This window comes from Burkholderia sp. ZZQ-2 (assembly GCF_050768715.1).
Lineage (GTDB): Bacteria > Pseudomonadota > Gammaproteobacteria > Burkholderiales > Burkholderiaceae > Burkholderia > Burkholderia cepacia.
In genome coordinates, this window is sequence record NZ_LDVA01000223.1 from 1 (window position 1) to 21449 (window position 21449).

General features: G+C 68.9%; 21 protein-coding genes and 1 pseudogene. 8 read left to right on the forward strand and 14 right to left on the reverse strand.

Features of this window, described 5'->3' with window-relative positions; genetic code table 11:
• A partial coding sequence (locus tag ABY44_RS15230) for an MFS transporter (RefSeq protein WP_431641374.1) occupies window positions 1-791 on the reverse strand: 791 nt, incomplete at its 3' end.
• A gap of 153 nt (window positions 792-944) precedes the next feature.
• Between ABY44_RS15230 and ABY44_RS15235 the strand changes: the two genes are divergently transcribed.
• Both ABY44_RS15235 and ABY44_RS15240 read left to right on the forward strand, forming a co-directional pair.
• A complete protein-coding gene (locus ABY44_RS15235) occupies window positions 945-1415 on the forward strand; it encodes a winged helix-turn-helix transcriptional regulator (protein ID WP_177203605.1) in 471 nt (156 codons plus the stop codon).
• A gap of 68 nt (window positions 1416-1483) precedes the next feature.
• Window positions 1484-2419, forward strand: a complete 936-nt coding sequence (locus ABY44_RS15240; protein ID WP_060173117.1) for a hypothetical protein — start codon at window positions 1484-1486, stop codon at window positions 2417-2419.
• A 10-nt stretch (window positions 2420-2429) separates the two neighbouring features.
• On the opposite strand, the gene ABY44_RS15245 is transcribed toward ABY44_RS15240, so the two are convergent.
• The 3 genes from ABY44_RS15245 to ABY44_RS15255 all read right to left on the reverse strand — a co-directional run bounded on the left by ABY44_RS15245 (window position 2430) and on the right by ABY44_RS15255 (window position 5243).
• Window positions 2430-3878, reverse strand: a complete 1449-nt coding sequence (locus tag ABY44_RS15245; protein ID WP_060173118.1) for an MFS transporter — start codon at window positions 3876-3878, stop codon at window positions 2430-2432.
• Window positions 3879-4091: 213 nt separating this feature from the next.
• Window positions 4092-4865, reverse strand: a complete 774-nt coding sequence (locus ABY44_RS15250) for a helix-turn-helix transcriptional regulator (RefSeq protein WP_060173119.1) — start codon at window positions 4863-4865, stop codon at window positions 4092-4094.
• Window positions 4866-4901: 36 nt separating this feature from the next.
• A complete protein-coding gene (locus tag ABY44_RS15255; RefSeq protein WP_027791040.1) occupies window positions 4902-5243 on the reverse strand; it encodes an FKBP-type peptidyl-prolyl cis-trans isomerase in 342 nt (113 codons plus the stop codon).
• A 581-nt stretch (window positions 5244-5824) separates the two neighbouring features.
• Here ABY44_RS15255 and ABY44_RS15260 point away from each other — a divergent pair.
• Window positions 5825-6742 (forward strand): metal-dependent hydrolase, encoded by a 918-nt coding sequence (locus ABY44_RS15260; RefSeq protein WP_060173227.1) that lies wholly within the window; start codon window positions 5825-5827, stop codon window positions 6740-6742.
• Window positions 6743-7195: 453 nt separating this feature from the next.
• Complete coding sequence (locus ABY44_RS15265; RefSeq protein WP_060173120.1) at window positions 7196-8668, forward strand: sigma-54 dependent transcriptional regulator; 1473 nt, start codon at window positions 7196-7198, stop codon at window positions 8666-8668.
• Window positions 8669-8696: 28 nt separating this feature from the next.
• Here ABY44_RS15265 and ABY44_RS15270 read toward each other — a convergent pair whose 3' ends face one another.
• On the reverse strand, window positions 8697-9083 hold the full coding sequence (locus ABY44_RS15270; RefSeq protein WP_059684456.1) for a GtrA family protein: 387 nt from the start codon (window positions 9081-9083) through the stop codon (window positions 8697-8699).
• 1133 nt (window positions 9084-10216) lie between these two features.
• Window positions 10217-10999 (reverse strand): ABC transporter substrate-binding protein, encoded by a 783-nt coding sequence (locus ABY44_RS15275; RefSeq protein ID WP_021156310.1) that lies wholly within the window; start codon window positions 10997-10999, stop codon window positions 10217-10219.
• Window positions 11000-11232: 233 nt separating this feature from the next.
• Between ABY44_RS15275 and ABY44_RS15280 the strand changes: the two genes are divergently transcribed.
• Entirely contained in the window at window positions 11233-11652 is a 420-nt protein-coding gene (locus ABY44_RS15280; RefSeq protein WP_027791045.1) for an MbcA/ParS/Xre antitoxin family protein, read from the forward strand.
• 2 nt (window positions 11653-11654) lie between these two features.
• Complete coding sequence (locus tag ABY44_RS15285) at window positions 11655-12350, forward strand: RES family NAD+ phosphorylase (RefSeq protein ID WP_048022260.1); 696 nt, start codon at window positions 11655-11657, stop codon at window positions 12348-12350.
• A gap of 16 nt (window positions 12351-12366) precedes the next feature.
• On the opposite strand, the gene ABY44_RS15290 is transcribed toward ABY44_RS15285, so the two are convergent.
• Complete coding sequence (locus tag ABY44_RS15290; RefSeq protein WP_060173121.1) at window positions 12367-13098, reverse strand: metallophosphoesterase; 732 nt, start codon at window positions 13096-13098, stop codon at window positions 12367-12369.
• 137 nt (window positions 13099-13235) lie between these two features.
• Here ABY44_RS15290 and ABY44_RS15295 point away from each other — a divergent pair, with 137 nt between their 5' ends.
• On the forward strand, window positions 13236-13889 hold the full coding sequence (locus ABY44_RS15295) for a DUF1345 domain-containing protein (protein WP_027791048.1): 654 nt from the start codon (window positions 13236-13238) through the stop codon (window positions 13887-13889).
• 24 nt (window positions 13890-13913) lie between these two features.
• Here ABY44_RS15295 and ABY44_RS15300 read toward each other — a convergent pair whose 3' ends face one another.
• Both ABY44_RS15300 and ABY44_RS15305 read right to left on the reverse strand, forming a co-directional pair.
• Complete coding sequence (locus ABY44_RS15300) at window positions 13914-14582, reverse strand: glutathione S-transferase (RefSeq protein WP_060173122.1); 669 nt, start codon at window positions 14580-14582, stop codon at window positions 13914-13916.
• Window positions 14583-14721: 139 nt separating this feature from the next.
• Window positions 14722-15429, reverse strand: coding sequence for a class I SAM-dependent methyltransferase (locus tag ABY44_RS15305; RefSeq protein WP_060173123.1), 708 nt, complete (start codon window positions 15427-15429; stop codon window positions 14722-14724).
• A 305-nt stretch (window positions 15430-15734) separates the two neighbouring features.
• On the opposite strand from ABY44_RS15305, the gene ABY44_RS15310 reads away from it, so the two are divergent.
• The gene (locus ABY44_RS15310) at window positions 15735-17387 is read left to right on the forward strand and encodes a DUF3459 domain-containing protein (protein ID WP_091920472.1); all 1653 of its coding nucleotides are present in this window, start codon (window positions 15735-15737) and stop codon (window positions 17385-17387) included.
• A gap of 66 nt (window positions 17388-17453) precedes the next feature.
• Here the strand turns inward: ABY44_RS15310 and ABY44_RS15315 are convergent, their stop codons facing one another.
• The 5 genes and pseudogenes from ABY44_RS15315 to ABY44_RS15335 all read right to left on the reverse strand — a co-directional run.
• Window positions 17454-18038 carry a thiamine phosphate synthase gene (locus ABY44_RS15315; RefSeq protein WP_060173124.1) on the reverse strand — a complete coding sequence of 195 codons (585 nt, stop codon included), beginning with the start codon at window positions 18036-18038 and terminating at the stop codon, window positions 17454-17456.
• Between the two features lie 31 nt (window positions 18039-18069).
• On the reverse strand, window positions 18070-19413 hold the full coding sequence (locus ABY44_RS15320) for a hemolysin family protein (protein WP_027791053.1): 1344 nt from the start codon (window positions 19411-19413) through the stop codon (window positions 18070-18072).
• Window positions 19414-19489: 76 nt separating this feature from the next.
• Window positions 19490-20269 (reverse strand): sensor histidine kinase, encoded by a 780-nt coding sequence (locus ABY44_RS15325; protein WP_060173125.1) that lies wholly within the window; start codon window positions 20267-20269, stop codon window positions 19490-19492.
• 67 nt (window positions 20270-20336) lie between these two features.
• The gene (locus tag ABY44_RS15330; RefSeq protein WP_060173126.1) at window positions 20337-21260 is read right to left on the reverse strand and encodes a DMT family transporter; all 924 of its coding nucleotides are present in this window, start codon (window positions 21258-21260) and stop codon (window positions 20337-20339) included.
• Between the two features lie 41 nt (window positions 21261-21301).
• A pseudogene (locus tag ABY44_RS15335) lies at window positions 21302-21449 on the reverse strand (LysR family transcriptional regulator); the annotation flags it as partial.

The following is a 21449-nucleotide window of genomic DNA, read 5'->3' on the forward strand; positions in this document are numbered from 1 at the left end:
TGCGGCGGCGCGCTCAGCGGCAGCACCAGTGCGCTCCAGAAGATGCTGAATGCCGCGAACATCAGCAGCGCGATCGCGCCGCGCACGCGCAGCACGCGTTCGTCGCGCAGCAGCGACACCATCGATCGCAGCAGCGCCGCGTAGCCGATGCGCTCGCGCGGCCCGTTCTCGTCCGGCAACAGTCGCGACAGCACGACGAGCATGGCGATCGCGAGCGCGCCGGATACCAGATAGACGGCCCGCCAGCCCGCGATGTCGGTGACGACGCCGGCCAGCGAGCGTGCGGCCAGCAACCCGACCACGACACCGCCTTGCGCGGCACCCACCACGCGCCCGCGTTCGCCGGCGCCTGCGAGCGCGGCCGAGCAGGCGATCAGCCCTTGTGTCATCGCGGTGCCGAGCAGCCCGACCGCGACCATCCCTGCCAGCAGCGCGATGCGCGTCGACGATGCGGCGACGCCGATGCAGGCCGCCGTCAGCAGCAGAAGCTGCACGGCGATCAGGCGCTTGCGGTTCAGCAGGTCGCCGAGGGGCACGACGAACAGCAGCGCGAGCGCACAGCCGAGCTGCGTCGCGGTGATGACGCCGCCGACGGCCGCCTGCGACACGCCGAAATCCCGCGCGATCGAATCGAGCAGCGGCTGCGCGTAGTAGACATTCGCGACGCTGGCCGCGCAGCAGACGGCCAGCGCCGCGACGCGCGCCGTGGACAGGGTGCCGACCGCGGCCGGATGCGCGGCAGGCGCGGATGCGTTCGATGCAACGGTGCCGGAACGACAGGAAGACGCCATGGATTTCCTCGCGCAAAGTAGTTGCAAATTGAAACTGGTGTGAGTGTAGGAAAAGTGGTTTTAAAATGCAACCTGTTGTGCGGCGGGCGAGACGTCCGTGCACGGATGGCCGGCGTTGCCGCGAAGGCGGCCGGCACGATTGCGGAGAGGCACATGGCCAGGCAGAAAAGTCTTGCGGATTCGCCGTGCCCGGTGGCACGGGCGACCGATATCGTCGGCGATCGCTGGGCATTGCTGATCGTGCGCGATGCGTTCGACGGGGTGCGCCGGTTCGGCGATTTCCGCGCGAGCCTCGGCGTCGCGAGCAATATCCTGTCCGACCGGCTCAGGATGCTCGTGGATGCGGGCGTGTTCGACGTCGTGCCGGCGTCGGACGGCAGCGCGTATCAGGAGTACGTGCTGACCAGGAAGGGCGAAGGGCTGTTCCCGGTGATCGTGATGCTGCGGCAGTGGGGCGAGGCGAACCTGTTCGCGCGAGGCGAGCCGCATTCGGTGCTGGTCGACCGCCAGACCGGGCGCGCGATCCGCAAGCTCGCGCTGCGCCACGACGACGGCCGGCCGGTGAAGGCGGGCGAGACGGTCGTGAAGAAGGTCGGCGACGAAACGGGCGCACAGCGGCGATGAGCGTCGTGCGCGACGGCTGCACGGTCGGATAGACTGTCGCGATCGTTGCCGACCGGAACTGCATCGCCATGTCCCATCCGCTGGATTCCGTCGCTTATCGGCTGTTGCTCGACCTGCAGCGGCGCATTCACGACTTCTGCGAGCGCGAGGGCGCCGAGTACGGGCGCGACCATGCCGATCCCGCGGAGCCGCTGTGGCAGACCGATTTCAACCATGTCACCGTCGCGCCGATGCGGGCGGGGCTGCACGTCCGGTACTTCGGCGGCGCCTGGGAGGAACCGTTCGACTGGACGCTGCAGTGTCTGGCGTTGCGGGACGTCGCGGATCTCGTGACCGACCTCGCGTTCAGCGGCATCGACGAAGGGGCGAACGGCACGCGCGAATGGGATTTCGGGCCGCTGCTCGATTCGGATGCGCGCTTTCCGATGCTGCGCTCGCTGTATGTGCGGCCGACCGAGCCGGCCGATCACAACCAGTCGATGATCGTGCGTCGCGACCTGATCATGCAGGAGGGCGGCGAGATTGCCCGCTTTGCCGCGAAGGCGCCGTTTCTCGCCGAGCTGACGGTGCCGAACGCGCCCGATGCGCGCTTCTTCGATGTGCCGCTTGCGCATCTCGAGCGGCTGCGCATCGGCGGCGGAGACGACACGCAGCAGTTCATCGACCATCTGGCGGACTGCGACAACCTGCCGTCGCTCGGCTGGCTCGATTTCTCCGAGTCGACCGCCTTGCATTCGACGTGGAAGCGCGAGCGCGACGCCGGCAGCGTGACGTCGTTCGACGCCTACGAGCGCCTGCTGAAGAGTCGCGCCGGCCAGCGGCTCCGCACGCTGACGCTGAGAAACACCTGTCTCGACCGGGAAGCGCTCGAAGCGCTGCAGGCGCTGCATCCGCGGCTATCGTTCATGGTGATCCAGGCCGGCAGCGGCGGTTACGTGAGTCACTTCAAGGACAACGTGTTTCCGTGGCGTCACCTGATCCAGCGGGACCCCGGCGACGCATGACCGCAGCCGTTCAATCGGCCGCCGGCACGGCCTGACGCACGGACGATGCGCCGCGATGCGCATCGGGCCGCACCAGCGTCGCGAGCAGTGCGGCGGCGACCAGCAGCGCGACCGACACGGCCGTTTCGATCCGCAACCCGTCCACGACCTGCGCCGCGCCGCCGCCGCCGGCGAGTGCGCCGAACGCGGCCACGCCCATCGCGCCGCCGGCCTGCCGCGCGGTATTCAGCACGGCCGACGCGATGCCGGCCCGTTCGGGCGCGACCGACGCGAGCACGGAGGTCGTCATCGCCGGCACCGCGAAACCCATGCCCGACGGAATCAGCAGAAACGGCACGAGCAGGATGGCCAGCGGCGTCGACGCGTCGATGAAGTGCAGCGATCCGTAGCCGAGCGCGGCGACGAGCGCGCCCGCCAGCATCGGCGCGCGCGGGCCGTGACGCGCCACGACGCGGCCGCTCGCGAGGTTCGACAGCAGGAAGCCGCCCGTCAGCGGCAGGAACGCGAGGCCGGCCTGCAACGCCGATTCGCCGCGTGCGCGCTGCAGGTACAGCGCGAGCACGAACACGGTGCCGTAGTACGTGAGGTTCACGCAGATCCCGAACAGCACGGCCGCGCTGAACGTGCGATGGCGGAACAGCGACAGCGGCAGCATCGGCGTGGCCGTCCGCGTTTCCACCGCGACGAATGCGAGCGCGGCGAGCGCCGCCAGCGCGAAACCGCCGGCGACGACCGGGTGCGTGAAGCCGAGCGGACGCCATTCGATCACGGCGCCGGTCAACGCGGTCAGCATCGCGATCGCGATGAACTGGCCGCGCAGGTCGAGTGCGCGGACGGAGCGGGATGGCGCGGCCGGCGTTGCCGCCGCACGGCGCGCAGGTATCCACGCAAAGGCGGCCGCCAGCCCGGCCGCACACAGCGGCAGGTTCACGAGGAAGATGCCGCGCCAGCCCCACGCCGCGATCAGCAGGCCACCGACGACCGGGCCGGCCGCGATCGAAATCGACCCGGCCGCCGTCCACCAGCCGACGGCCCGCGCGCGCCGGCGCGGGTCGTGCCGGCACGCGTCGTTGAGCAGCGCAAGCGAATTGGGCAGCATCGCCGCGGCGCCGACGCCTTGCAGTGCGCGCGCCCCGATCAGCATCGCGGGCGCGCTCGCGGCGCCGCACGCGAGCGAAGCAAGCGCGAACAGCACGAGGCCGGCGATGTACAGGCGGCGCGGGCCGAAGCGGTCGCCGAGCGCGCCGCCCGACAGCATCAGGACCGCGAACGCGAGCGTGTACGCATCGACGACCCACTGCAGGCCGGCGACGGGCAAGCGCAGGTCGCCGGCGAGATGCGCGAGCGCGATGTTGACGATCGTCACGTCGAGCTGCGTGACGACGAAACCGGTGCTGACGGTCGCGACGACCCGGGCGAGCGCGGGCTGGAAGGTGGAGGAGGGGATGGTCGTGTCCATGCGCCAATCGTAGGGCGCGGCCGGCCGGCGATGTTTCAGCGGGACGTGAAGCGTCGAAGCGCCGGGGACGAAGGAGCAGGGCGGCGAGCGGGACGAAGCAGGGACGAAGCAGGAGCGAAGAATGCTGCGCGCGGGCCGACGTGAGCGCCGTGTGCCCGACCGTGCCGCTACGACCCGTGGCGACGCGCGCTCAGCGCGGAACCCTGGCTGCGTTCAATGGCGCTCGCCGCGCCAGCGACCCGGCGCAACGCCGAAGCGCTTCGTGAACGCATGCGTAAACGTGCTTTGATCCGCGAAGCCGACCATCCCGGCGATATCGACGAGCGGATACCGGCCATCCGCGAGCAGGATCACGGCCGCGTCGAGCCTCAGCCGCTGCAGGTAGCGATGCGGCGTTTCGCCGAACGCATCGACGAACAGTTGATGAAAGCGGCGCATCCCGTAGCCGCAGTGCGCGGCGAGATCGGCGATGCGTAGCGGCTCGGCGAGCCGCGCGCGCAGCCAGCGGTCGATGCGCGCGAAATCGAGGCCCGATGCGGGCGCGGGGATGTCGCGTTCGTCGAGCAGTGCGCCGCACAGCCGGGCGGCGGCCTGCCACTGGAAACGGTGCGCGGCCGCGTGCGGCGCGTCGGTGGCAGGCGCTTCGAATTGCGCGGCCGCCGCCGCGATCTGCGCGACCAGTGACGTCAGGGCCGGATCGATTGCCACGGCGCGCGCGCTGTCGAACAGCCGCTGCGGCACCGCGAGTGACGCGAGGGGAAGATTGAGCACGAGCTGGCGATTTTCGCCGAGGCCCGCGTAATCATGGCGCGCGCCGGCTGGAACCAGCCAGGCGCGGTGCCGGTCGAGACGTTGGCTGACGCCGTTCACCGCCATCACCATCGCGCCGTCGATGCCGAGCACGATCTGGTGAAAGTCGTGCACGTCCGACGCTTCGAGCGCGTCGTAGCGTTGCAGCTCGACGGTGGGGGACGGAAGGTGTGCCATGGGGCGGGGCGTCAGCCGGGGGGCTCGTGTGCCGTGTCAGATGGCGAGCAGTTCGACTTCGAACACGAGCGTCGCATTCGGCGGAATCACGCCGCCTGCGCCGCGCGGGCCGTAACCGAGTTGCGGCGGGATCGTCAGGCGACGCACGCCGCCGACCTTCATGCCCTGCACGCCTTCGTCCCAGCCCTTGATGACCATGCCGCCGCCGAGCACGAACGCGAACGGGTCGTTGCGATCCTTGCTCGAATCGAATTTCTGACCGTCGGTCAGCCAGCCCGTGTAGTGGACGCTGACGGTCTGGCCGGCTTGCGCTACGTCGCCGGTGCCTTCGGTCAGGTCTTCGTATTTGAGGCCCGATTCGGTCGTGATGACAGACATGACTTCTCCTGAAAAAGGATGGGTAAAACCGCTATTGTAGGCGAGCGCGCTGCGGGCCGCCGCTCATGGCTTTCGGCCGGTCGCACGCGTATCGCGGACGGCGGCGGGCCGTCGCGGCCGCGATCGCGCGGAACGCAAATGGAACGCGCGTTTGAATTTCCGGCCCGCCCCGCGACCGAGGTTGCACCGCGCGAGTGCGACGCGCGTATGAATCGGTGCTACCGGGGTGCTCGTCCGCATGCCGCGCTGCGTTGCCGGATACCGTGAAATGCCCGCCACGCGGGGCTTCCGGGCCACCGCTGCGATGCGGTGCCGACTGCCGTGAATGGCTCGCGTGCGGTCACATGCGTTCGAATTCCGCCGTGTCCGAACGCCGTTCGAACGCCGTTTTTTCCGCCTTTTCGACCGTGCCCTGTTTGGAAGCGCGCATCTACCGCGCGGCTTGCGCGCGCCGCCGCGGGCGGCCTATCTTTACAGCTGTCGATGTCAAGATTTTGGCGGTGCGCGATGCGCCGCCCGGGCCCGCGCCGGCCGCGTCGGACGACGCGCCGGGCCGCTCCGGAACCAGGAGAACGATGAACATGAAGTCAGCCGCTTCCGCCACCGCAGCCGGAATCATGCCGGTGCGCCGCGACCTGCGCTTCGACCTGCCGGTCGAACGCGCGAAGGACTGGCATGGCCTTGGGTCGCACGTGACCCATTTCTTCAACGCGCTGTCGCTGCTGTTCCCGGCCGGCGAGCGCTTCTTCATGGATTCGGTGCGCAACTATCGCGACCGGATCGACGATCCCGTACTGAAGCAGCAGGTGCTCGGCTTCATCGGCCAGGAGGCGATGCACACGCGCGAGCACGTCGAGTATAACGAGCTGATGCAGGCGAACCACCTGCCCGCGCGCAAGCTCGACAAGCGCGTGTGGGCGGTGCTCGGCTACATGAAGCGCAAGCTGCCGCATTCGGTGCAGCTCGCGCACACGGTCGCGGCGGAGCATTACACGGCGATGCTTGCCGACTGGCTGCTGCGCGACCCGACGCGCCTTGAAGGCTCGGTCGAGGGCTACCGCCAGATGTGGATCTGGCACGCGCTCGAGGAAACCGAGCACAAGGCCGTGTCGTTCGACGTGTGGAACACCGTGATGGCGCCGGGGCTGCGTCGTTACCTGATCCGCATCGGCGTGTATCTGCTGACGACGCTGACGTTCTGGCCGACCGTGTTCCTGATGCACGCGACGCTGCTGTGGCGCGATCGCGGCGCCGGCCATCACGTGCGCGGCATGCTGCGGATGATCGCGTTCCTGTACGGGCCGCGCCGCGGGCTGTTCCCGCGCATCGCAGGCGAATGGCTGAGTTTCTTCCGGCCGGGCTTCCATCCGTGGGATCACGACAATCATCACCATCTCGCGCGCGTCGACGCGCTTGCCGCCGCCTACGGCGAACACGGCGGCACCCCGGCCGGCCGTGGTCGTGCGAACGCGCCGGCGCCGCTCGCATCGGGCCGTTGATCCCTCCGCTGCGCCGGCGTGCGCGGGATCGGGCCGAGCATGTTGCGTTCCTGCATCAGCCGGCTTCCTCTGACGATTGACCGAAATCAATTCGAACCGGCCGGGCGGGCATCCCGGCGGCCGGTCGACCGGCCGCGCACGCATGCGCGGCCGGGCCGATCCTGTCGGTGCCGCATCGCCCGCGAACTCCGTGCGCCAGCACCGGCGCGGCTTTGCGCGTCGCGCGGCCACCCGTGGACCGCCCGCGCCGCGCACGCCACCGGGATAACACCCATCTAGTCGCGCGCCGGCCACATCGATATACCGTTGATGACGCTGTCCACCTCACGCGCGATTCATGCACGGGGGGATTTTATTCGGACGGAAATGCGGCCAATATGTCGGTTCGATCGAGGTTCGTCGCACGCGGCGGCGAGCCGGGCGCGCGATACCAATGCCAAGCGGGGAACAACGATGGTTGCTAGGTCACCTGACGCAAACGGGCACACGGCGCCCGAGATGACGCATGTGTCCGTCACCGCGCCCGAGGATGGACGCAAGCTGTTCGTGATCATGCGTTCGCCCGACGAGCCGTTGCTTGCGCAACTGCGCGGGCTGGGCTGGGAAGTCTCTGTCGCGAAGACAGCCGGCGCCGCGCAGAACATGACGTCCGGCGTGAGCGTTGCTGCCGGGCTGGTCGATTTCTCCGGGTTCACGTCGCGCGAGTATCCCGCGCTGAAGGCGTGCCTGAGCCAGCCGTCGATCGGCTGGATTTCCATCGCCCAGGCCGGTATCACGATCGGCCCGGCCGTGCGCGAGCTGATCCGCAGCTACTGCTTCGACTACGTGACCCTTCCGTTGCCGTACGAGTGGATTTCGCACGTGCTCGGTCACGCGCGCGGGATGGCCGCGCTCGATCGCGTCGATGGCGCGGCCTACGCGGCGTCGATCGGCGAACACGGGATGATCGGCAACTGCGAGGCGATGCAGCAGCTGTTCAGCACGATCCGCAAGGTCGCGAAGACGGACGCGAGCGTGTTCATCTCGGGCGAGTCGGGCACCGGCAAGGAGCTGACGGCGCTCGCGATTCACGAGCGTTCCGGCCGGGGCAAGGGGCCGTTCATCGCGATCAATTGCGGCGCGATTCCGCATCACCTGCTGCAGTCGGAACTGTTCGGCTACGAGCGCGGCGCGTTCACCGGCGCGAACCAGCGTCGCGCGGGCCGGATCGAATCGGCGAACGGCGGCACGCTGTTTCTCGACGAAATCGGCGACATGCCGGTCGAAAGCCAGGCGAGCCTGCTGCGCTTCCTGCAGGAAGGGAAGATCGAGCGGCTCGGCGGGCAGGAATCGATTCCGGTCGACGTACGGATCATCTCGGCCACCCACGTGGATCTCGACGGCGCGGTCGAGGCCGGGCGCTTTCGCGCCGACCTGTATCACCGCCTGTGCGTGCTGCGCATCCATGAGCCGCCGCTGCGCGCGCGCGGCAAGGACATCGACATCCTCGCGCACTACGTGCTGCAGAAGTACAAGGCCGATAGCGGTCGCAAGATCAGCGGCTTCACGTCGGCCGCGCTCGACGCGATGCGGCGCTACGAGTGGCCCGGCAACGTGCGCGAGCTGATCAACCGCGTGCGGCGCGCGATCGTGATGGCCGAGAGCCGGCTGCTGACGCCGCACGATCTCGGGCTCGATACGCCGGGCGAAACCGAACCCGTGACGCTCGAACAGGCGCGGGCGCTCGCCGAGCGCACCGCGATCGAGAATGCGCTGCTGCGCAACGATCACCGCATCAACAAGGCCGCCGCCGAACTCGGCATTTCGCGGGTGACGCTCTACCGGATGATGATCGAGCACGGGCTGAACGACCACGACAACAACGGCGACAACGGCGGGCACGACGGCGCGCCGTCGGGCGACGCGGGGCATCAGCGGGTCGGCTGAGCGGCGCACGCGCGACGCGTGAGCCGGTTCAGCGATAGGTCCAGAGCCGGTGCAGCACGAACGTGACGGGCGGCACGCACAGCACGACCGCGACGACGCTCCACGCGCGTGCCAGCCCGAGCGTCACGGCGCCGTGCGCAAGCAGCATCGTCACGACGAGGCCGACCATCGCGACGGCGAGAAAGCGCATGAAGTTGCCCCACGTCACGGGCGACGAAAAACTCCACAGCGTGTTGGCGAGATACGAGAACGCGGTCGAGCAGGCGAATGCGACCGCGTTCGCGGTCACGGGCGTCGCGTCGAACAGCGCGAACATCGCGGCCGCGATCAACGCATGCAGCGCGGTCGAACCGAGGCCCGACACACCGAAGCGAATCAGTCTGGCGCGTTCGGCGATATAGAGGGTACGGATCATCGGCGGGGCGATCGTTCGGGCGGTGGGGCGGCGTGTGGGGTGTCGTCGTGCGGCACGGCATCCGCCGGCCGGAGGCGCCGATGCGAACACGACGCATCGCCGGTTTCGCAGTATAGCCGTGCGCCCGGCCGGCCCGGTACCGGCGGATGGATCGCGCGGGCAACCCGCGGCCCGCGTGCTGCCTGCGGCATGTAAAGCGCATGAAACATTTCGCGTCGGCGGCCATGCGAATTTGCATCGCGAATTGGCGTGAACGGCTGGCCGTCCATCGGTAAAAATGCCGTGCTTCATTGTTCAGCCTTATCCGGCAAGCCAGGGCCGCCACGCGGCCGGCGCGTGCCGCGCGCCGCGTGTTTCAGTTTCGCAACTTCCCGCATTCGGTACCCGTTCCGGCCGCCACGCTGCCCGGCCGGCCCCTTGTCCGGACAGGCTCGCGCGAAGCTGGCCCGCTCCTTGCGAAAGTGGGCGTGCGAAGGTCGACGATGCACGGTCCGTCCGGTTCGGCAGCGAACCCTGTCAGTACCGGCCAGGACACGGTCCGCGGGGATGCGGCGGCGGAGCGCGGCGCAACAGCCGCGTTCCGGCGAGCACGGAGCGTCGTCGCCTGATCGTCGGGGCACCGGCCTCGTCCGGTTGCCGGAACAACCATCAGACTGATACGGGGTAGAAAAATGATCGATCGCCACACGCCGCGGCCGGCAGGCCGCGATCGCAGTGATGTGGAGCATCGCCGGTCGCATGTCGTTCTCTCGGCCGGCCGGCATGCATCGACAGGCCATCTCTCCGCGCCCGGTGCGAGGCGGATCCGGCTGATTGCCGGTCATCCGCGCCGGGTCGGTACTTTCCTGCACGCGAACCCGATTCGCAAGGGCATGTGCGCTCGGGCGCCGGTACCTCGACGCCCGGTCTTCGCCTATTGACCGAAGCCGCACGATATCCGTTCGCGCCGGGCATCGTCGCCGCGAACGATTGATCTGCAATCCGAATGAGGCGCGAGGGTCTTGCCGCGCGCGCGACGGATGATGCATTCGATGCGACGGCAAACGGCGTCATGCCGTTGCCGTCCGGTGGTGAGGGGAGGGGCGGTCGGACGCGCGCGACGGGAGTGGCGCCCGTACGCGCGCGACGCCGTTTCAGCCGCCGTAGATGTCGAAGTCGAAGTACTTCGACGCGAGCCGCTTGTAGGTGCCGTCCTTGACCATGTCGAGGATTGCGCCGTCGATCTTCGCCTTCAGGTCGGTGTCTTCCTTGCGCAGCCCGATGCCGGCGCCGATGCCGAGCACCTTCTCGTCGACGAGCTCCGGGCCGACGAACGTGTAGTTCGCGCCGCGCGACGATTTCAGGAACCCGATCGCGGCCTGTACTTCATCCTGCAGCGCCGCGTCGAGGCGGCCCGAGGTCAGGTCCGCGTACACGCCGTCCTGGTTCTGGTACGACACGACGTTCGCGCCTTGCTTGCCCCAGTACGCCTTTGCGTACGTTTCCTGCGTCGTGCCCTGCTCGACGCCGATCGATTTGCCCTTCAGCGATTCGGCCGTCGGCAGCAGCGGCGAGCCCTTCTTCACGACGAGCCGCGTCGGCTGGTTGTAGATCTTCGTCGTGAAGCCGATCTGCTGCGCACGCTGCGGCGTGATCGACATCGACGACAGCACCGCGTCGAACTTCTTCGCCTTCAGCGCCGGAATCATCCCGTCGAAATCGTTCTCGAGCCACACGCACTTCGCCTTCAGGCGCGCGCAGATCTCGTTGCCGAGGTCGATGTCGAAGCCGACGAGCTTGCCGTCGGGCGCCTTCGACTCGAACGGCGCGTAGCTGGCGTCGGTGCCGAAGCGGATGGTGGTCCAGTCCTTCGCGACGGCGGGGCCTGCGGATACCGCGAGCAGGGCGATCGAAACAGCGGCAATCAGTCTCTTCATGGTGCGTTCCTTGGCGGGGTGCTTCCGGTTCTGTGCGACACGGTTTCACGGACCCGAGCCGCATCTGCGCGCGGTGTCCGCACGGCCATTAACGCAGAAAATAAAATCAGAGTCCAGAATGGACAAAAAATATCGTTTCGCCGGATGCGTGAATCGGTCGCCGGGTGCCGACCCTTGCAAAAATACGAAAATGGACTAATATTGTTAGTAAATTCGTTTCGAGACTAACGATCATGTCACAGCCCGCCTACGAATCGCATTCCTCCCCGCCGCAGGCCTCGGTCGCGCAGATGTCGGCGGCCGGCCTGCGTGCGTTTTTCAACATCGCGCGCGACTGGGAGCTGACGATCGACGAACAGATCGTGCTGCTCGGGTCGCCCGGCCGTTCGACGTTCTTCAAGTGGAAGGCCGCGCCGGAATCGGCGCGGCTACCGCGCGATACGCTCGAGCGGCTATCGCTGCTGCTCGGCATCTACAAGGCGTTGCAGATCCTGCTGCCGCAGCCGGCCGCAGCCGATGCGTGGGTCAAGCGGCCCAACGACGCGGCGCCGTTCGGCGGCAAGCGCGCACTCGACCGGATGCTCGCCGGCAACGTCGGCGATCTGGTCGCCGTCCGGCAATATCTCGACGCGATGCGAGGTGGCTGGGCGTGACGATGCCGATCCAAGCACAACAATGGCCCACGACCGCGGTCGACTGGGCGCCTGCCTATCGCGTGATTCCCACCCGTTTTCCGGCAATCAACCTGTTCGACCGCGTTGCGTCGGCGGACGATTTCGACGCGCTTTACGCGCTCGAATCGCTGACCAACGACCGCATTCGCAACGAAGTCGGCACGCTCGACCTCGTCCCGCCCGCCGAACGTCGCTACGGGCAGGGCTGGGGGCCGATCATGGCCGCGTTCACGCACCTGAATCCGCAGGGCAGCCGTTTTTCCGACGGCAGCTACGGCGTGTTCTACTGCGCGCGCTCGCGCGATACGGCGATCGCCGAAACGCGTTATCACAGCGCGCTGTTCCTGGCAGCGACGAAGGAGCCGCCGATGCGCCAGCAGATGCGGCTCTATACGGTGATCGCGCAAGGCGACGTGGCTGACGTGCGCATGTGGCCGAAACGCGATCCGGCGTTGCTGCACCCGCTCGATTACAGCGCCGGGCAGGCGCTCGGCCGCGCGGTGCGCAATGCCGGCGGTGCGGGGATCGTCTATCCGTCGGTGCGCGACCCGCGCGGCGAGTGCCTGGCGGCGTTCCGCACCGCGCTGCTGCGCGATTGCCATCACGCGGCCTACCTCGAATACAACTGGAACGGCTCGGCCGTCGATGCGGTGTTCGAACTGAACCAGGTCGGCTAGTGGGCGCTCGCGGGCATCAGGGCAACGGCCAGTCGCCCGCGTGGCGTTCGCGCGCCTCGGCCTGCGTCATCGACCAGGTGCGCCCGGTGCGCGGCTCGACGAGCGTGAGCCGCCCGGCAGGTGCGAACGCACCCGTGTCGATGAACCATTGCGCGCCGATCCGCTGCGGTGTGCGCACCGGCGTGTGCCCGGTGCAGGTCAGCGACAGCCCGGCCTGTCGCGCCGGATCGGCGAGCCCCTGGACGAGATCGCGGCCCCAGATCAGCCGTTCGCGCACGTCGTGCGAATAGCTGCCCGTGTCGAGATCGGCGTCCGAGCCGAAGAATTCCGCATGCAGCACGTTGAAGCGCCCGGGGCCGTCGCCGATCACGCGCACCAGCGGCAGCACGTCGACGCGCGCCGCGTGCGCGTGCAGCCGTTCCGCAGGCAGGTCGGCGCCCCAGTCGCCGCCGATCCCGCGCCACGCGTCGGGCGACAGCTTGCCGCGCGCCACGAGGCTCAGCACTTCCTCGTGATTGCCGCGCACGACGTGGCACCACGGGCGGTCAAGCAGGTCGAGCGTGGTTTCGGATGCAGGGCCGCGGTCGACGAGGTCGCCGACCGAGAACAGGCGGTCGCGAGCCGGATCGAAGCGGATGTCGTGCAACAGCGCGCGCAGCACATCCACACAGCCGTGCAGGTCGCCGACGACGAAGTCACGGCCGGCCGTATTCGCGGGATGGTGGCAGAGGGGGGCGGTGGCAGTCATCCCATTATCTTAGGCGCTCGCGCCCATCGCCACGTCACGACGGAATGACGATAATCGGGGCGCTACCCGCCGGTGCGGCGCGGCGGGGCGTCCCGCGCGTCGGCCGAACCCTTTCCATCTGCTTTCGGAATCACACGATGACGTTCTATCCGCAGGTATTACGCAACCGGCCGCGCATGGTCGCGGCGTTCATCGCCGGCGTGCTGTGCGCGGTGCTGCTGCCGTTTCCGCTGCGTCCGGCCGCGCGGGCGCTGATCGGCTGGGATTGCGCGGTCTGGCTGTATCTCGTGCTGATGTGGGTGCGCATGGTCACCGCGCATCATCACAAGGTGCGCGAAGTCGCGATCCGCGAAGACGAAAACGCGACGACCGTGCTGACCGTCGTGTGTTTCGCGACCGTGGCGAGCGTGGCTGCGATCGCGATCGAACTCGCGACCGCCAAGAGCGTGGGCTTCAGCGCGGGGCTCAGCCACTACGCGATTACGGGCGCGACGCTGTTCGGCGCGTGGTTCCTGATCCCGACGATCTTCACGCTGCACTATGCGCGCCTCTATTACGGCTCACCATCCAACGACCGCGCGCTGCGCTTCCCCGACCGCAATCCCGAACCCGATTACTGGGATTTCCTGTATTTCGCGTTCACGCTCGCGGTCGCGTCGCAGACGGCCGACGTGTCGCTGGCGAGCCGCTCCGCGCGGCGCTCGGTGCTCGCGCAGTCGATCCTGTCGTTCTACTTCAACATGGCCGTGCTCGGGCTGTCGATCAACGTGGCAGCCGGCCTGCTGAGCTGACGCGGGCCTCGGAAGTGCGCCGCGTCATTTGAGCAGCTCGTACGGGCCGCCGCGCTCCAGCGCGCGCCGGTATGCCGGCCGTGCGTGGATCGCGTCGAGAAAGCGCGCAATCGCGGGATGCCGGCCGTCGCCGCCGCGCGCGGTCGCGGCCTCGAGCGGAAAGCTCATCTGGATGTCGGCCGCGCTGAAGCTGTCGCCGACGAACCAGCCGGTGCGCTGCAGCGCACCGTCGACATGGCCGAGATGCAGCGCGATCTGCGGATCGACGAAGCCCGACTGCAGCGTCTCGGCGATCTTGCGCGCGATCGGCCGCGCGAAGAACGGCATCGGTGCGTACGCGATCCGCAGCGCGACGAGCTTGAGCAGCAGCGGCGGCATCGCCGATCCTTCCGCGTAGTGCAGCCAGTACGTGAAGTCGTGCCGCTCGGGCGTGCCGGGCGGCGGTGCCAGGCGCCCGTTGCCGTAGCGTTCGACCAGGTATTCGATGATCGCGCCCGATTCGGCGTATGTGCGGCCCTCGTCGGTGACGACCGGCGACTTGCCGAGCGGATGGATTGCGCGCAACGCGGGCGGTGCGAGCATCGTCTTCGGGTCGCGCGCGTAGCGCACGATCTCGTACGGCACCTCCAGTTCTTCGAGCAGCCAGAGCACGCGCTGCGAGCGCGAGTTGTTCAGGTGATGGACGGTGAGCATGTCGACGCCGGAAGTGGGGGCGGGAACGACATCATACCCAGCGCGGGTGGCGCACAAGCGAAACGCGTCGCGCGACGTGGCGCGACGCGTCTGGCCGACCGCGTCTAGCCGACCGCGTCTAGCCGACCGCCCCGATCCATCACGCGCGCCGGACGGCGATCCACGCGCCCCAGAACAGGCTTGCGAAAAAGCGCAGCGGTGCATCGAAGCCCGCATCGCGCAGCAGGGCGAACACGGCTTCCTCGGACACGGGCGGATCGGCGCCCTGCAGGATCTTCGCGAGTTGCGCGCGCACCGCGTCGGGCGTCGCGCCTTTCATGCGCCAGCGTTGCTGCCATGCGTCGAGCAGGCGAGGGTGGTCCGCGTAGCGGCGATGATTGCCGGCGAGCACGAGCGGCGCGCCGGGTTTCAGGCGCCGCGCGATCGCCTGCAGCAGCGCCGCCTTCGCTTCGTCGCCCGGGACGTGATGCAGCACGCCGATCAGCGTCGCGCCGTCGAACGCGGGTGTATCGGGCAACGCATCGACACCGTCCTCGACGAACGCCGTTCGCGCGCCGCAGCCCGCGGCCTCGACGTTCGAGCGCGCGAGCGCGAGCATCGGCCCGGACGGGTCGACGGCCGTGAACCGCCAGCCCGGCTCGAGCGAGGCCGCCACGCAGATTTCCTGCCCCGTGCCGCCCGCGCCCGCGACGAGGATCCGCGCATCGGGTGCAGCGATTGCCGACGCGAGCATGCACGCGGTGAGTTCATGGCAGGCATCGTAGCCGGCGAGTGCGATGCGGGATTGCTCGGCGTATTCGTGTGCGCGTGCCGGATCGAATTTGGCGGCGCTGGCGGGAAGCGACATGACGGGTTCCTCGGGTCGGGCGCGGACGGCGTGTCCACGAGCATCGCGCAGAGCGTAAGCGTGCACGGCCGGTGCAACAAGGCGAGCAGGCATTCCGGTATGCGGGCTACCTGCCTCGCCGGCGCTTGCCGGACCGCGGGTTTTCCAGGGGTCGATTCGCATTTAATAATGTCCGGGGACGTTGCATCGCGATGGCGAATCCGGCGCATACTCGTTTCTCCCCCCGCCTGGCCGTCGCATGCCGGGCCCCGATGTGCCGCGCCGCTGGCGCGGCCATGCCGCTCGGTACGCACGAGGAGCGCATGATGTCCGATTGTCCGCACGACCCGTATGCGCAGCACTACATTCACTGCCTGCCGTTCGGCGCACAGCCCTGTGGCGCGCTCTGCGCGACGCCGCGCACGCATTTTCGCGTGTGGGCACCGGGCAGCACGCAGGTCCAGCTCGAACTCGATACCGGTTTCGGCCCGTTGCTCGTTCCGATGACGGCCGCCGGCACGCACTGGTTCGAAGTCTTTGCCGATTGCGGCGCGGGGGCGCTTTACCGCTATCGCCTCGACGATACGGTGTCGATTCCCGATCCCGCATCGCGCTCGCAACCCGAGGGGCTCAACGGCCCGAGCGAGGTCGTCGATCCGCGCGCGTTCACGTGGCGCAACACGTTCTGGCGCGGGCGCGCATGGGAAGACATCTCGCTCTATGCGATTCGCCCGCACGCGGTGGGCGGCTTCGGCGGCGTGCGCCGGCGCCTGCCGCAACTCGCGCGCCTGGGCGTGACCGCGCTGGAGCTGCTCGCGTCGCCGCACGACAGCCTGCCGTTCGCGCCGCTCGCGGCCGAAGGCGGCCCCGACGCGCTGAAAGCGCTGATCGACGATGCGCACGGCTACGGTCTCGCGGTGCTGCTGGAACTCGACTACGCGCGCTTCGGCAGCGGCACCGATGCGCTGCGCCACTACGCGGCGCCGTTCTTCCATACGCGCGACGATCCGCTGCAGGCGTCGCCGCTCGCGCTCGATCATCCGGAAGTCTGCGATTTCTTCTGCGACAACGCGCTGTACTGGATCGACGAGTACCGTTGCGACGGTCTGCGCCTGCGCGAAGCCGACCGGATCGGCGTGTCGTGGCTGCGCGAGATCGCGGACCGCGTGCGCGCGGCGGTGCCGGCCGACCGGCTCATCCATCTCGTACTCGGCAGCGAGCGGCATCCCGCGCATCTTGCCGATACCCATTTCGATGCGCAGTGGAACGGGTGCGGCGAACGCGCGCTGCACCGGCTGACGGGCCGCGACACGTCGGCTCATGAAGGCATTTCCGCGCATCAGTCGATCCACACGCTCGCCCGCGCGCTGACCGCAGCCGGGGCCGCATTCCAGCCGGCCGGGTCGGGCGAGGGCATGGCGGCCGACAGCGGGCTGTCGTTGACGTCGCTGGTGCTGTCCGACGGCGCGTGGCGCGACAGCGGGCAGGGCGACCACGGGCAGGAGGCCGGTCTGGCCGCGCTTGCGCTGTCGCTGCTCACGCCGCAGATTCCGTTGATCTTCGACGAAACCGCGCGCGACGCCGATCGCGCGCATTTCGTGCAGTCGGCGCTGGCGGTGCGCGCGAAGCTGATCGCGCCGAGGCTGTCCGATTGCCGGCCGCAGGATGCGCGTGCGCTGAAGTCGGACGGCGACGGCGATGCCGACGCGCTGCTTGCGTCATGGCGGCTCGCCGACGACGAGACGCTGACGATCGCGTTGAACCTGTCGCCCGAGGCGGTGCCGTTCGATGCGCCGAGAGGGCGGGTCGTGTTCGAGACGCCGGCGCGTGCGCGCGACCGGGTCGATGAAGGGGAGTTGCCGCCGTACTCGCTCGTCGCGTGGCTGACGGGTGACGTCAACCGGTATGCGCTCACGCACGATGCGCGTCGCATCGACGACGGCGCGTGGCGCGGAATGCGTCCGAACCTGAACGCATGACGACGTGAGGCGGTAATGTCTGAGCGGCCGGGCGCATCTGCGCCCGCGTCGCAGGAAATCCCCGGACTACCAGAACCCGCGAATGCCCGCGATGCCGTGCGCGCCGTGGCGGCGTGCATCGTCGAGGTGGGAGCGTTTCATGCCGCCGAGCGCGAAGACGGGCATCGCGGCCTCGGCGGCCAGCGTGCCGAACTGCGTCCAGCCGAGCGTCGGCGCACCGGGATGGCTGAGCGTCGGCAACACGGGCGACAGCGTGACGAAATCCGCGCCGGCGCGCGCGGCCAGCAGCAGGTCGTCACGCGTGTGGCAGGCCGCGGACACCCATCTTCCGGCCGGCAACGGCCGCTGCGTGGCGGCGCGTAACGCGGGGCCGTCGAGATGCCAGCCTGCACCGTCGAGGCGCATCACGCCGGCCGCATCGATCGGGCCGTTCAGCATCAGGTGTGCGCCGGCCGCGCCGCAGCGCGCGAGCGCCGCGGCGGCGAGCCGCGCAAACGCGGCTGCGTCGAGCGATTTCACGCGCAGTTGCACGAGCGTCTCGCCGCGTGCGAGCACGGCCGACAGCCGGTCGAGGAACGCCGCGCAATCGGCGGCCGACGCGGACGCCGGCTCGGGCGTGATCACGCAGCAGCGCGGCAGCGTCGCGTTCATCGCGTGCGCCGGCGGCAGCCACGCGCGGCCGTCATTCGTCGGCCTCTTTCGCGATCTTCGGGTAGACGCGCACGAGCACGATGCGCGGCCCGTTCATCTTCTTCACGACGACGTCGAAGCGGTCGAACGACACGCGCTGCCCTTCGGTCGGCAGGTCGCTGAGCGCCTGGATCACGAGGCCGCCGACCGATTCCGCGCGGCCTTCGTCGATGTCGATGCCGAGCGCCTGTTCGAGCGACACGACGGGCAGGCTGCCCTTGCCCATCAGCGTGCCGTCGTCGAGGCGGCTCCAGTCGGCGTCGCCCTGGCGGAACTCGTCGTGGATCTGGCCGACCAGCGCGCCGAGCAGGTTGTCGAGCGTCAGGAAGCCGATCGGCTTCTCGCCCTTGTTGCCGACCAGCGCGAAGTGCGGTGCGCCCTTGCGGAAACGGCGGAACAGGTCGAGGGCCGGCGTGTCGGGCTTCACGTACTGCACGGGGCGCACGTAGTCGGACAGGTCTTCGAGCGCGGCGCCCGCGTGACGCGCGAGCAGCAGGTCCTTCAGGTGGATCAGCCCGCTCACCTGTTCACGCGATGCATCCTCGAACAGCGGATAGCGGCTGAAGCGGTGCCGCGCGACGATCTCCATGTTGTCGGGCAGCGGCAGGTCGCGGCGCAGGCCGATCATTTCATGGGCCGGCCGCATCAGGTCCGACACGGTCATCGACGAAAAATCGAGCGAATGCGCGAGCGTGTTCCACTCGTCGTTGGTGTACGTGCCGCGCGCCGGCTGCGCGGTGTTGCCGGCCGTGCTGCGGCGGCTGCGCAGGATCAGCTTCAATTCGTCGGTCGAGTAGTGCGCGTCGCCGCCATGGTCGGCCGACAGCCCGGCGAGCCGCAGCACCGCGTTGGCGCTGTTGTTGAGCACCCAGATTGCCGGGTACATCGCCCAGTAGAACGCATAGAGCGGCAGCGCGACCCACAGGCCGACCTTCTCCGACTGGCGGATCGCCATCGACTTCGGCGCCAGTTCGCCGACGACGATGTGCAGGAACGAGATCAGCGAGAACGCGAACACCAGCGAGATCAGGTGCACGACGCGCTCCGACTGCACGCCGATCAGGTCGAGCAGCGGGGTGAGCAGTTGCGCGAACGCCGGTTCGCCGACCCAGCCGAGGCCGAGCGACGCGAGCGTGATGCCGAGCTGGCACGCGGAAAGATACGCGTCGAGCCGGCCGTGCACGATGCCGAGGATGCGGCCGCGCAGGCCGTGCTTGCGGGCCAGTGTCTTGACGCGCGTGGCGCGCAGTTTGACCAGGCCGAATTCGGCCGCGACGAAGAACCCGTTCAGGGCCACCAGGAACAACGCGCCGATGAGCGCGAAGATCTGTAACAAAGAATCACTCCGGTTATGACAGGCCCGTCAGTATAGAGCCAGAAAGGAATTCGTAATGTGTCGGGCGGCCGCTGGCTTACACCGGCGCCTCGCCGGGGACGGAGAACGTGACGGTGGCGGTTGCGCCATCGGCGAACGCGTCGTGCGAGAACGTGCCGCCGTGTGCGAGCGCGACGCGCTGGCAGAGCGCAAGCGCCCACGCGACGCGCTTCGCGTCGCGCTCGCGCAGCAGCTCGCGTCGTGCGAACGATTCGAACGCGTGCGGCTGCGCGGGATCGGCGAGCGTGTCGGCGTTGACGGTGCATGTGGCGCGCGCGGTGAACTGCACGCCGTCGCGCCCGCACGCCAACGTCACGCGGCCGCCGGCGGCGCTGGCTTCGACCGCGACCGTCAGCATCGTCCAGAGCGCCTGCGCGATGCGTTCGCGGTCGGCGCTCAGCGACGGTTCGCCGTCCGGCAGCGTCGCGTCGAGCGTGACCTGTCGTGCGTCGGCGAGCGCGAAACGGACGAGTGCGAGTGTGTCGTCGAGCAGCGCGCGCAGCGCGAACGGCTGCGGCGCGAGTGCGAGCGTGCGTGTTTCCGCGCGCGGCGCATCGAGCACGTCGTCGATCAGCGCGACCTGCTGGTCGATCCCGGTGCGGATGCCCGCGAGCGCGCGCTGCAGGTTCGGATCGGCGTTGGCGAGCTGGCGCTCGAGCACGTATGCCCAGCTATGCATGGCATTCAGCGGGCTGCGCAGGTCGTGCGACGCGGTGGAGAGCGCCTGGTCGCGCAGGAACAGCGCCGCCTGGGTGGCGTAGTGCGCTGCGCGTTCGCGCAGCAGGTCGGCGGCGGGATCGACGGAAGTGGACGTCACGGAGCGGGCCTGTCGGAAGCGGTTGGCGTGGTTATCACGCGAACCGCCATTATAGGGACGGTGCGTGTCACGCCGGCAGTGCGTCCTCGTCCTTTTTCCGGGCGTCGCCGTTCGGCAGCAACTGGCATGCGAGCAGGCCGGCCAGCATCAGCGCGCAGCCGACGAGCGCGCGCAGCGTCAGCGTTTCGCCGAGCGCGGCCCAGCCGGCGAGCGCCGCGAACACGCCTTCCATGCTGAAGATCACGGCTGCGTGCGCGGGCGCGGCGTCGCGTTGCGCGACGACCTGCAGCGTATAGCCGACGCCCACCGACAACAGGCCGCCGTACAGCAGCGTCGGCAGTGCGCCGCGCAGCACGGCGCCGCTGACCGGCTCGACGGCGAGACCGACCGCGAGACACGCCACGCCGCACACGAGGAATTGCAGGAACGCGAGCACGAGCGGATCGTGGCGCCGGGCGAAATGGCCGACGGCCATCACGTGCGCGGCGATGATCACGGCGCCGGCGAGCTGGAACCAGTCGCCATACAGCACCGAGAAGTGCTCGTCGATACTGAGGAAATACAGGCCGATCGCCGCGAGCAGCGCGCCGAACCACGTGCCCGCGCCGATCCGGTGACGGGCGAACACACCCATCAGCGGCACGATCACGACGTACAGCGAGCTGATGAACCCCGCGTTGGCGATGCGCGTGTACTGCAGGCCGATCTGCTGCAGCGATATCGATACCGCCAGCAGCCCGCCGAGCGCGAGGCCCGGCAGCAGCAGCGCCGGCGCACGGCGGATCGCCGCGAGCTGCGCGCGCGACGCCGTGTTCAGCGTCAGCAGCGGCACCAGCACCAGCGCGCCGAGCAGGAAGCGCAGCCCCGTGAACAGGAACGGCCCGATCACGTCGAGGCTCAGGCGTTGCGCGACGAAAGCCGAACCCCAGATCGCGGCGGCGGCGAGCATCAGCAGGTTGGCACGGAGGTGCTTGCGGGCTTCGGGCTTCATTGGAATTCTTCTGAAGATTGCTGGCGGCGAAACCCGTCAGTTTACGCCGAGATTGCAAGGCTGTCGGCAAACCTGCGCAGCGCGGCGGCCGCGCGTGGGTCGCGCACGCGCGAGTACAGCACGACCTGCGACAGCGGCAGCGGCGGCAGCCCGAATTTCGCGCCGACGTCGACCAGCGTGCGCGGCGCG

Bases quoted from the DNA above. Each gene is read 5' to 3' on its own strand.
- ABY44_RS15235 (WP_177203605.1), top strand. From the start codon at position 945: ATGGCCAGGCAGAAAAGTCTTGCGGATTCGCCGTGCCCGGTGGCACGG.
- ABY44_RS15240 (WP_060173117.1), top strand. From the start codon at position 1,484: ATGTCCCATCCGCTGGATTCCGTCGCTTATCGGCTGTTGCTCGACCTG.
- ABY44_RS15245 (WP_060173118.1), bottom strand. From the start codon at position 3,878: ATGGACACGACCATCCCCTCCTCCACCTTCCAGCCCGCGCTCGCCCGG.
- ABY44_RS15250 (WP_060173119.1), bottom strand. From the start codon at position 4,865: ATGGCACACCTTCCGTCCCCCACCGTCGAGCTGCAACGCTACGACGCG.
- ABY44_RS15255 (WP_027791040.1), bottom strand. From the start codon at position 5,243: ATGTCTGTCATCACGACCGAATCGGGCCTCAAATACGAAGACCTGACC.
- ABY44_RS15260 (WP_060173227.1), top strand. From the start codon at position 5,825: ATGAAGTCAGCCGCTTCCGCCACCGCAGCCGGAATCATGCCGGTGCGC.
- ABY44_RS15265 (WP_060173120.1), top strand. From the start codon at position 7,196: ATGGTTGCTAGGTCACCTGACGCAAACGGGCACACGGCGCCCGAGATG.
- ABY44_RS15270 (WP_059684456.1), bottom strand. From the start codon at position 9,083: ATGATCCGTACCCTCTATATCGCCGAACGCGCCAGACTGATTCGCTTC.
- ABY44_RS15275 (WP_021156310.1), bottom strand. From the start codon at position 10,999: ATGAAGAGACTGATTGCCGCTGTTTCGATCGCCCTGCTCGCGGTATCC.
- ABY44_RS15280 (WP_027791045.1), top strand. From the start codon at position 11,233: ATGTCACAGCCCGCCTACGAATCGCATTCCTCCCCGCCGCAGGCCTCG.
- ABY44_RS15285 (WP_048022260.1), top strand. From the start codon at position 11,655: ATGCCGATCCAAGCACAACAATGGCCCACGACCGCGGTCGACTGGGCG.
- ABY44_RS15290 (WP_060173121.1), bottom strand. From the start codon at position 13,098: ATGACTGCCACCGCCCCCCTCTGCCACCATCCCGCGAATACGGCCGGC.
- ABY44_RS15295 (WP_027791048.1), top strand. From the start codon at position 13,236: ATGACGTTCTATCCGCAGGTATTACGCAACCGGCCGCGCATGGTCGCG.
- ABY44_RS15300 (WP_060173122.1), bottom strand. From the start codon at position 14,582: ATGCTCACCGTCCATCACCTGAACAACTCGCGCTCGCAGCGCGTGCTC.
- ABY44_RS15305 (WP_060173123.1), bottom strand. From the start codon at position 15,429: ATGTCGCTTCCCGCCAGCGCCGCCAAATTCGATCCGGCACGCGCACAC.
- ABY44_RS15310 (WP_091920472.1), top strand. From the start codon at position 15,735: ATGTCCGATTGTCCGCACGACCCGTATGCGCAGCACTACATTCACTGC.
- ABY44_RS15315 (WP_060173124.1), bottom strand. From the start codon at position 18,038: ATGAACGCGACGCTGCCGCGCTGCTGCGTGATCACGCCCGAGCCGGCG.
- ABY44_RS15330 (WP_060173126.1), bottom strand. From the start codon at position 21,260: ATGAAGCCCGAAGCCCGCAAGCACCTCCGTGCCAACCTGCTGATGCTC.